We start from the raw sequence: 9,232 nt of genomic DNA, 5'->3' as shown, positions 1-9,232 counted from the left end.
GTTGTCAGAACGATAATCGTGAAAACAACACCAATTTCTGCGGAAACATAGGCATACGTGTCATAAATCCTTTTCCGCTTTATTAAAAATAAAATGCTGAAAACGAATGTTACAAAAAACGCCAAGAAGGCAAGCCACGCTGAGCTTACGTGGTAATAGAAAATTTTTTGAGCAGCCCTCATGGTTTTTTCTTCATCTGCAAAAATAAAGATAAAATATAGTGCCGTAAACATCGATATGATGGTTGCGCCAAACAATACTTTTCCTAGGTTAACACTTTTCGTGTCTGTCAATTGCGAAGGGGGCAGGACCGCTTTTTCCCGTTCGAGATTCATACTCATCACTTAAACCTCCAGCACATAATCAATTAATAAGAAACAAACAACAAAGAAAATCACATCATACGCTGTAACCAGCTGAATCCACGCCAAAGCGCTCGAAAACTGATCCAGGTTCGTTAAAATGATTTTAGTTGCCTGAACCACACCGATTAAAATAGGGGTGGTAATTGGAAATAACAACAGCGGCAGCAGCATTTCACTGCTTTTGGAATTCGCCGCAAGAGCTGCCAAAAAAGTCCCGATGGCAATAAAGCCAAAGCTTCCTAAAAAAATCACCAATAAAAAATACGGAAAACTGCCAAGAAATTTAAAATCAAATAATAAGAATAAAAACGGAACAGAAACGATTTCAACAACTAATATCATCGCAAAGTTTGCCAAGAACTTGCCTAAGTAAATACTGGCGGCCTCCATCGGTGCAACAAGCAGCCCCTGCATCGTATCGTTCCGCTGCTCCGAAATGAACGACCGGTTAAGACCCAAAATACCGGAAAACACAATAATGACCCAAATAATCCCGGGGATTACAGCCTTTGTCGTGTTATTGGCCGGATCAAAGGCAAAACTGAATACAACGATGACGAGTCCGGCAAAGATAATTTGCGTGACCAAAATTTGTTTTGTTTTTAACTCTGAATATAAATCTTTTTGGGCAAGCAAGAAGGCTGTGCGAAATAGATTCATGATACACCCTCCACCTGCAGCTCATATTTTTGTGAAACATATCCCAAGCTTGAATTTTCAATTCTGAAGTCATCGACAATTTTGCCGTTTTTGACAATAACAATGCGGTCGCAGATTTCTGCTGCCTGCTTGAAATCATGGGTGACCATTAAGGTTGTCGTTCCTTTCTCTTTCATGGAGAGAATCACATTGTTTAAAATGGCAATAGCGCCCTGGTCCAGCCCAGTATGCGGCTCATCCAGCAGCAATACTTCAGGTTCATGAATAATCGCTCTGGCAATGGCAATTCGTTGGATCATGCCGCGCGAGAAATTTTTGACCGGTTCATTTAAAAAGAAGGATAAACCCACTTCTTTAACAAGCTCGGCCGCTTTTTGTTCTACATTTTTAACCCCATATATATTCCCGAAGAAGACGAGGTTTTCTAATGGGGAGTAATGGTCGTAAAGCAAGCTGGAATGAGGCAGATAGCCTAATATTTTTTTTATTTCAAGCGAATCTTTCTTCAAGTCCAAACCATTGATCTTGATCATTCCTGATGTCGGTTTAATCAATGAGGCCAGCACCTTTAGAAGCGTGCTCTTTCCTGCCCCGTTTGGACCAAGAATCCCGACAGTTTCCCCTTTATGGATAGAGAGGTCAACACCACGTAAGATCAGCTTGTTTTCAGCCTGCTTCGTCAGTTTTTTAATTTCTATCATTTGCGCATCCCTCCCACTCCAGCTGCTATTCTACAAAATTGCGTAAATTTAATTTCACGTGAACCAAGTGCTGTTTGTAAGCATCAAGCTTGGCATGATATTCCTCTTCAGTCAGCTTTCCATCACCGAAGGTTTCTTCCAATTCGATAATCTTATCCATGATCGCTTTCTGCTTTGACATTAACAGCTTAAAGGCTTTTTCCTCCTTATCAGCACCAAGTCGCTCACTTTCAAATCTCGCTTTTCTTCTAAAGTAGGCATAATAGGATAATCCTGCGATAACGATTGCTCCTAAAATAATCAGAAAAATATGCGGATTAAAACGATGCAATGGTGATTGCGCCCACATCCTGAGGTGGCCCGGATTATGGAAAGCCGGTGCAGTGTGGGTAACGGACGTGTTTTTAGCGGTTCCCCCAGCTGCCTGTGTTTGCGTGGTACTATCAGCTTTGGGCTGGATATCCTTGTTATACTCCAGCTTAAAGGACTGACCTGCTTTTAAATTTTCAATACTGTATCCCCAATAATTTTGATCATCAAATTTAAACAGACCCTGATTGGTTGATTGTGCCCCTTTTATCTCAATGCTTCCCCTGCCCTCTGGTACGAGAATTTGGAGCATCTGAACCGGGTAGTCAACCGTAAGATTGATTTCTTTATCCTTTGGCATCCGATAGCTATATGGCAGCACCATGGTTTGGTTGCCTGGAATCGACGTAGTTGTAATAAATCCTTTATCCACCTGTTTAAACGCAATTTTGTTATCTAGAAAATTTAAATCCTTGGCCCCTTCTGGCAGCGTTACAGTTAGTACCGCTTCATTCTGGTCATCGCCTTTATACTCTTCTGCCGATTTATTGGTGTAATCGACCATATTCATCAGATTTGTTGAACCGTCTTCGGCCGGACTGACAACGAGGTAATGCATATCAATCAAAATATTGGAGTCGGATGCTGCCAAACCCTTTACAGGAATAAACAGCATCAGGCCCAGGAGGATAACGGTGATTTTACGAATCACTTTTCATCCCTCCTTTTGCTTTTGTAACTTTTCATTTGTTCTTCAATTTCTTTTTCCACTTCTGCCATTAAATCTTTATCTGTGGTGCCGCTGATTATTTCTTCTTCCTTCATAATGCTCGCTATTTCTATTTCATATTGTCTTTTTAAATTTTTATAATCAGCAGGGGAAATCTTATCCATTTTGTACTCAAACTCTATTTCGTTTAACGTAGTCAATAGGGCTTCCTTTGTTGAGGCTAAGTCTTGATTTTTCGAACCGAGATGTAAGTACGTATCCCACTTAAATAACGGTGACAAAATTAGAAACAAGCAAGTTAACGCCAAGGCAGCGGAAAAAATCATTGAAATGATGGAGATATCGTGCATTTTGTTCACATCCTATAGATACTTTTTACGTTCTTCATCAATTATAGAAGAGAGAATTTCGCCTTCCACTTCTTCCTCAGCCGTCTGATTTTCCATCACTGGTTCTTCCGTCCCTTTTCGTTTGACCCATTTACGAATAACAAAGAACAATCCACCACCAGCGGTACCTAATGCCACAAACGGCAGTACCCAGGCAGTCAAGCTAAATCCGTTTTTCTCAGGAGCGGTTAAAATTTCTTCGCCATAAATATTCACGTAATAGTCTCGAATCTTGTCCTTATCCCAGCCCTTATTCATCATATCGACCAGGTCAGATTTAAAATCCTTTGTTAATTGGCAAGTATTAGGATCACATTCATAATGGTCCTGTCCGCACCCGCATGTACAAGCAAACTGCTGCGCAACGGCTTTAAATTCTGGTGATTTATAGTCAAATTCTTTTGCTTCGGCATGAAAGATTGAACCTTGGAAGATAAACGCAATAAGGAGGAGCCCCAGATAAATTTTATTTCTCATGCTAAGCCACCTCTTTGCGTACCCCGGTGTATCTCGGAGTAACATTTCCATATTTTCCGTTCCAAACGGCGAAAAGTGCACCAATGACAATCATAAATGAGCCCATCCATAACCAGTTCATCATCGGATTAACCTTTACCACAAATGTGGCCTTCCCATCATCCTCCCAGGCACTTAAAACAATATATAAGTCTTCCTTCATTGAGGAGATAATCGCCACTTCAGAAGAAGGCTGCTCCCAGTTCCCATAGAAAACTTTTTCGGGCTGGAAAGTGCCTAATCTTTTTCCATTTTTAAATACAGTTACATCAGCGTAAACAATATCGTTTATTCCTTCCCGTTTTTGATCAAGCCGCTCGTAATTTAGCCGGTAATTATTAATCTCAAGCGAACCGCCTAATGGTACAGTTTTCATTGTTTCAACATCATAGTTTTGTGAACCAATAATCCCCATGGTGATGAAGGCAATTCCAAGGTGGACAATATATCCCCCGTAACGGCGACGGTTTCGAATCATCAGGCGGTAAAGGGCAGTTAACGGTTTTTCCTTCGTCATTTTTCTTCTTGCCTGAACCCCTCTATAAAACTCTAAGAAGTGAGTGATAAATAATAGAGTAATAACTCCGTAGCCAATGACGGCCCACGCTTTCTGAATACCCAGCACCACCATTAAAACCATAGCGATAACAGCAAGAATGGCAGGAATCAAAAAGTTCTTCCGAAGATTTTTCACGCTTGAACGCTGCCAAGCCAAGAGCGGACAAACTGCCATCACAAACATCATGGACAATAGAATCGGCGCTTCTACTTTGTTGAAGAATGGCAAGCCGACCGTTACCTTTGTGCCGCGAACTGCTTCTGAAACGAGCGGGAAAATCGTTCCCCAAAAAACAGCAAAGGCTGCACCAACAAGAAGTAAGTTATTAACTAAAAAGCTGCTTTCCTTTGAGACAAAGGATTGAAACTCTCCCGCACTGCGTTTTAACAGACTATAGCGGCTCATTAGCACATACAATGCACCAATTACGGCAATAGCCATAAAGATTAAGAAGTATAATCCCAAATTGGAATTCGCAAAGGCATGCACTGATGTCAATACTCCGCTTCGAACCAGGAATGTGCCGAATAGTGTCAGGGCATAGGAAACGATAATTAGGCAGATATTCCAGATCTTCAGCATATTCTTCCGCTCTTGAATCATCACAGAATGCAGGAAGGCAGTAGCTGTCAACCACGGCATAAACGAAGCATTCTCAACCGGATCCCATGCCCAGTAGCCGCCCCAGCCTAACTCTACATAGGCCCATTGGCCGCCAAAGATATTTCCGAGACTCAAGAATAACCACGCGATAATGGTCCAGCGTCTTGTCATTTTAATCCAGAAATCATCGACGTTTTTCATGATTAAGGCCGCCATTGCAAAAGCAAATGGGATGGCAAGACCTACATAACCAAGGTAAAGTGTGACAGGGTGGATAATCATCCCTGGATTTTGCAGCATTGGGTTTAATCCTTTTCCTTCAAGCGGGATCTCATCAAGCAACACAAATGGCTTTGCAACAAATCCCAAGATAAAGAAGAAGAAAACCGCATTGGCCATTAGGATCGCTGAAATGTATGGAACCATTGGGTTCCCTTTCATCTTCCTTGAAAAAACAATCATGACGGTGTATAAAGTTAAGAAGAATGTCCAAAGTAACAAGGAGCCGGCATTACCTGCCCACAGGGCAGTCAGTTTATAAATAATCGGTAGTTCGCTGCTTGTATAGTCTTTTACGTATTCAAATTGGAATTGGGAAGTAGCTAATAGGTAGAACATCGACAGCATAGCCATTGACGTACAAACTAGCAATGCAATATTTCCGCCTTTTCCACTATTTATGAGCTTTTGATTTTTCGTGCTGATTCCCAGTGTTATAACTAAGAGTGAATAGATTGCAACCGCAAATCCAATATAAATGGCCGCATTAGCAAATAGATACATTTCGTCACCTTCTTATGTTTGCCTGTTATTTTTCTTTCGGTGGCTGATTCAGCTTGTCCTTATGGGTTTCCGGATCGTAGTTCTTCATGTCTTTTCCTTCATATTTGGATGGGCATCTCGTTTTCACTGTTTCAGCAGCGAAAGTATCTTTTTTGGTCGGCGAGCCTTGGAGAATAGTGATTACCCCTTCAGAGAAATTGTCAGGCTTTGGCCCATTATGAATAACATGCATGATATGTCCTTCGTTGTCTTTCACATCAAATTTCAACTCTATTTTGTCAGGATTCCATTTAATAGAGTCTTCGATTAAAAGTCCTTCAACGGTTACAAAATCATCTTCGTGCTCATCTTGGGTGGCCAAGAGATCTTTTAAGGTTAATTCAATTCCGCTCGAACCTGGAGTGGCAGCCATTAAGAGAAAAACAATTGCACCGGCAATAATAAATCCCCCGAGGAGAACTAACGTATTTTTCTTCATTCTTCTCACCTCATTAAATTAATTTTTTCATTTCCTCATCGTACGTTTCTTGATCAATCTTGCCTGTTAACAGCTTTTTCCTAAGTTCCTTTTTAGCTTCAACATTAATTGTCTTATTTTCCTTTTTACTCGAAGCTTGTTTCATAACTTGAGGTTTTGTTTGTTTCTGTTTTTTGGCCGCACTTTGAACATTTGCCTTCATTCCTAGGTAGACGAATGCTCCGGCAATAATCAGGGCGATGCCGATAATAGACGCTCCGCCGATGCCGATAATAGGCTGTTTTGCAGTGTCCTTAGTACCATTGCCATCTAAAACTTGATCTGTCGCGCTGCCTTTCACGCCGGAATGGTTTTCATCATTTGGTGGTTGAACCTTGCTCATCGCTTCCATCGTTGATTCTGTTCCCGGTTTCTTGTAAGAAAAGGAATATTTTAAATTTTCACCGGCTTTTACATTTTTATATTGATAAAAATAGAGTTCTTCTCCATATTCATTTTTTGAATTCTCCTGCGCCTTTGGCTCAGCTTGAATATCCTTGGCATTCATCGGCGCGTAAAACACAACATCAAGCTGTTCTGTTTCAGCTCTGTTTGTAAATTCGTATGTAAAACTTTTTTGGTCCTTCACAGCAATAGACTGCGTATAGTATTCAATTACGAATTGATAGGTTTCGTTATTTTTAATGGTCTTACCTGGTTTCCAGGCAACCACTCCCTTGTCTTTGTCAACATCATACGGCCGCTGAACCTCCGGCTTATCTTTTTCTGGAAATTCGGCTACTAGGAAGGCCTCAAACCCTTTATCCTTTGCAGGAACAGGAATTTCTATTTTCCCATCATAATCTTGCCCGCTTTTATTGGTAATTGTTCCGTACATTCCGACCAGCAAGGAAGGAATCTCCCTCGACGGCCAATCCTCCGGATAGTCAAACTCCGGCATGACTTGAACCTGCATACTCTTATATGGAAACTTTTCCGGCTGAAATATTGTCTCTGCGCTTGCCTTTGGTACGATCAGGCTTGTCATAAATGCTAAAATAACGAATAATGCCATCCATTTCTTTTTCCGCATAGTTATCCTCCTTGAATCAAAAAGCTCGTTAAAACCGTGACTTTTTCACTATAGTCCTCTTTGAAATAAATATAATCTTTCTCGGTTGCCTGTTGTTGATGGACTATTGAACATTTTGTTAACCGGCAAAAATCGTTACCTTTTCGTCAAAAAATAACCATAAATTGTTCACATTTGTAAAAAAGGGATATTTTTTACATAATAAAAAAACAGCCATAAATCCTTTAAAAGATTCAAGGCTGTTTTTTATGTCATTTCGGTTCTAGTGAACGGATATAGGCGGTTATGTCAGAAATATCCTGTTCGGTGAGTTGTCGGGCACCTTCTAGGCCTTTCAATGATGGTCCCATCCGGGTTTCTTCTCTCCCATAAGCTGTCCCAATCCAAATTTGTTTGTCACTTGTATATTTCAAGTATTGGGGACTGGAAAGGGCTGTTCCCATTTTGATTTTTCCTGCTCCATTTTCCCCGTGGCAGGAGAGACAATAAAGCTTATATTGTTCCTTGCCTCGTTCAGGGTCTCCTAATACAGTTGCAGATGCTTTTAAGTCGAGTTCTTCAGTCTGCCATTCTCTCATAAACGCAACTAGATTCTTCAAATCCTTGTCGGACAAACGAGTTTCATAGGAGGGCATGCTTGTCCCTTCACGCCCATATTTCACATAATTGTAAAGGTCTTGATCAGAAACGGAACTTAAAAAATGTTGATTATTGATCGCTGTCCCGTCCTTTGCTCCTTCACCTTTTCCTGTTTCGCCATGACAGGCAAGACAGTTTTTTGCATACACTTTTTCTCCTGCCGCAATGGCCTTGGAATTTTCACTGCTGAAAATGCCGCTATTGGCAATGCAAAAAACAATGCCAATTGTAATTAAAATATAGGTTCCGATTAAAATTTTCTTCATGGGCTGCTCCTTATTTTGGTTCAGGTGTAGGAGTCGGTTCCCCAAAATCTTCGTACTTCGTCGTAATTAGGTCATAAATCTTCTTAGGGCTTTTACCGTCAAGATGCATCTCTACCGCCTCCCGGGCGATATCTATACAGACGTCTCACGATATTCCCATCGAATCCCATTCTTTTACGGCATTACCAGACCCGAATTGGTCAACGAAGCAATCGAGGTTACTCTCATGGCCATCCTGCGCAAAACAGCCGCAATAGCATGGGACCTGCGCCAGTACCTTTGGGTATGTAGCTGCCATAATATAGGTTTCTTTAATTTGATCAGATGAATTTAACACATAATCAGGCAGCGGTTCGTGCTTTTTATCAAGGGCCCATTTTTTATCACTGACATTGGATCCGCACCCAGCTGCTATAAGGACAATAGCAAAACAAAGAACAAAAAGCGAAGGTATTCTTTTCAAAAGTTGTCACCCCTTCCAGCTTGATATCACAAATTTATTTTAACAAAAAGAATGACAGCCATCAGACGCTAATTCTTACTATTTAGTGAAGTTTTTAAGCTTGATAAAGTACAAATAATAGATTCAATGAAATAAATATAAATCGCCGGAGACTCCGAAAGGAATGTCCGACGATGGGTATCTACATGTTCATCATGTGACCGCCTGTGCTTGTACCAATGGATGGGTCAACCATTCCAAATATCATTGCCACATGCGCAACTACTAAGAACATTCCTACAAAAAAGGCATGTGTTTTTAGTTTTTCAACAGCGTTTTTATTTTTAAAGACGATACCCAGGTCAAGAAGCGCCATGCCTAATAACGGCACAACCCCCAGCAGGTAGAAGGTAACGGCGGTTACGTCAATCCATCCCTTCCATTCGCCGTTAGCCGTCAGCGGGATATACGCATTCATTAAGAGATATATAAATATTCCGGTGAAATAAATCCCGGCAAAAATGCTGACTGCCTTATTTACTTTCTTTAAGGAACCATCGAGCTTACGGGAAAATAAGATTCCCAGTTCAGTAACAGCGATTGTTTCCGCACATATGACTGGAATGGCCATAAAGATAATTAAATTCCAGGGCTGATTATCAGCAAGCAATCCCATATAATGTGTCATGTTCATAATTTCTCTCTCCTATCAAATACTCT

At 40.9% G+C, this 9,232-nt stretch carries 12 protein-coding genes; all 12 read right to left on the bottom strand.

From position 1 onward, the window contains the following. The coding region (ccsA, locus tag KHB02_RS14175) for a cytochrome c biogenesis protein CcsA (protein WP_338088290.1) at window positions 1-341 on the bottom strand (341 nt) is incomplete at its 3' end. Window positions 342-344: 3 nt separating this feature from the next. Continuing rightward, window positions 345-1,025, bottom strand: a complete 681-nt coding sequence (locus KHB02_RS14170) for a heme exporter protein CcmB (protein WP_213144891.1) — start codon at window positions 1,023-1,025, stop codon at window positions 345-347. Next, complete coding sequence (locus KHB02_RS14165; protein ID WP_213144890.1) at window positions 1,022-1,726, bottom strand: ABC transporter ATP-binding protein; 705 nt, start codon at window positions 1,724-1,726, stop codon at window positions 1,022-1,024. Before KHB02_RS14165 ends, KHB02_RS14170 begins: the two co-directional genes overlap by 4 nt. Window positions 1,727-1,751: 25 nt before the next feature. Further along, the gene (locus KHB02_RS14160; protein ID WP_213144889.1) at window positions 1,752-2,747 is read right to left on the bottom strand and encodes a hypothetical protein; all 996 of its coding nucleotides are present in this window, start codon (window positions 2,745-2,747) and stop codon (window positions 1,752-1,754) included. Continuing rightward, on the bottom strand, window positions 2,744-3,115 hold the full coding sequence (locus KHB02_RS14155; RefSeq protein ID WP_213144888.1) for a hypothetical protein: 372 nt from the start codon (window positions 3,113-3,115) through the stop codon (window positions 2,744-2,746). Before KHB02_RS14155 ends, KHB02_RS14160 begins: the two co-directional genes overlap by 4 nt. Window positions 3,116-3,127: 12 nt before the next feature. After that, window positions 3,128-3,631, bottom strand: coding sequence for a cytochrome c-type biogenesis protein (locus tag KHB02_RS14150; protein ID WP_213144887.1), 504 nt, complete (start codon window positions 3,629-3,631; stop codon window positions 3,128-3,130). Window position 3,632: 1 nt separating this feature from the next. Next, window positions 3,633-5,615, bottom strand: coding sequence for a heme lyase CcmF/NrfE family subunit (locus KHB02_RS14145; RefSeq protein WP_213144886.1), 1,983 nt, complete (start codon window positions 5,613-5,615; stop codon window positions 3,633-3,635). Between the two features lie 25 nt (window positions 5,616-5,640). Then, window positions 5,641-6,093, bottom strand: a complete 453-nt coding sequence (locus tag KHB02_RS14140; RefSeq protein WP_213144885.1) for a cytochrome c maturation protein CcmE — start codon at window positions 6,091-6,093, stop codon at window positions 5,641-5,643. A 13-nt stretch (window positions 6,094-6,106) separates the two neighbouring features. Beyond that, window positions 6,107-7,165 (bottom strand): hypothetical protein, encoded by a 1,059-nt coding sequence (locus KHB02_RS14135; protein WP_213144884.1) that lies wholly within the window; start codon window positions 7,163-7,165, stop codon window positions 6,107-6,109. Between the two features lie 251 nt (window positions 7,166-7,416). Further along, window positions 7,417-8,070 carry a c-type cytochrome gene (locus KHB02_RS14130; protein WP_213144883.1) on the bottom strand — a complete coding sequence of 218 codons (654 nt, stop codon included), beginning with the start codon at window positions 8,068-8,070 and terminating at the stop codon, window positions 7,417-7,419. 10 nt (window positions 8,071-8,080) lie between these two features. Beyond that, a complete protein-coding gene (locus tag KHB02_RS29920; RefSeq protein WP_338088289.1) occupies window positions 8,081-8,533 on the bottom strand; it encodes a PCYCGC motif-containing (lipo)protein in 453 nt (150 codons plus the stop codon). Between the two features lie 181 nt (window positions 8,534-8,714). Continuing rightward, window positions 8,715-9,206: a DUF6803 family protein gene (locus KHB02_RS14120; protein ID WP_213144882.1), complete on the bottom strand. Its 492-nt coding sequence runs from the start codon at window positions 9,204-9,206 to the stop codon at window positions 8,715-8,717. Window positions 9,207-9,232 lie beyond the last annotated feature (26 nt).

The sequence above is a fragment of the Neobacillus citreus genome, assembly GCF_018343545.2.
In the GTDB taxonomy this organism is placed as follows: Bacteria; Bacillota; Bacilli; order Bacillales; family Cytobacillaceae; genus Neobacillus; species Neobacillus citreus.
The sequence above is the reverse complement of the archived record's forward strand: the minus strand, read 5'-3'. Positions and strand labels throughout refer to the sequence as shown.

Coding starts and splice junctions, on each gene's coding strand:
- KHB02_RS14170 (WP_213144891.1), bottom strand. CDS start 1,025: ATGAATCTATTTCGCACAGCCTTCTTGCTTGCCCAAAAAGATTTATAT.
- KHB02_RS14165 (WP_213144890.1), bottom strand. CDS start 1,726: ATGATAGAAATTAAAAAACTGACGAAGCAGGCTGAAAACAAGCTGATC.
- KHB02_RS14155 (WP_213144888.1), bottom strand. CDS start 3,115: ATGCACGATATCTCCATCATTTCAATGATTTTTTCCGCTGCCTTGGCG.
- KHB02_RS14150 (WP_213144887.1), bottom strand. CDS start 3,631: ATGAGAAATAAAATTTATCTGGGGCTCCTCCTTATTGCGTTTATCTTC.
- KHB02_RS14145 (WP_213144886.1), bottom strand. CDS start 5,615: ATGTATCTATTTGCTAATGCGGCCATTTATATTGGATTTGCGGTTGCA.
- KHB02_RS14140 (WP_213144885.1), bottom strand. CDS start 6,093: ATGAAGAAAAATACGTTAGTTCTCCTCGGGGGATTTATTATTGCCGGT.
- KHB02_RS14135 (WP_213144884.1), bottom strand. CDS start 7,165: ATGCGGAAAAAGAAATGGATGGCATTATTCGTTATTTTAGCATTTATG.
- KHB02_RS14130 (WP_213144883.1), bottom strand. CDS start 8,070: ATGAAGAAAATTTTAATCGGAACCTATATTTTAATTACAATTGGCATT.
- KHB02_RS14120 (WP_213144882.1), bottom strand. CDS start 9,206: ATGAACATGACACATTATATGGGATTGCTTGCTGATAATCAGCCCTGG.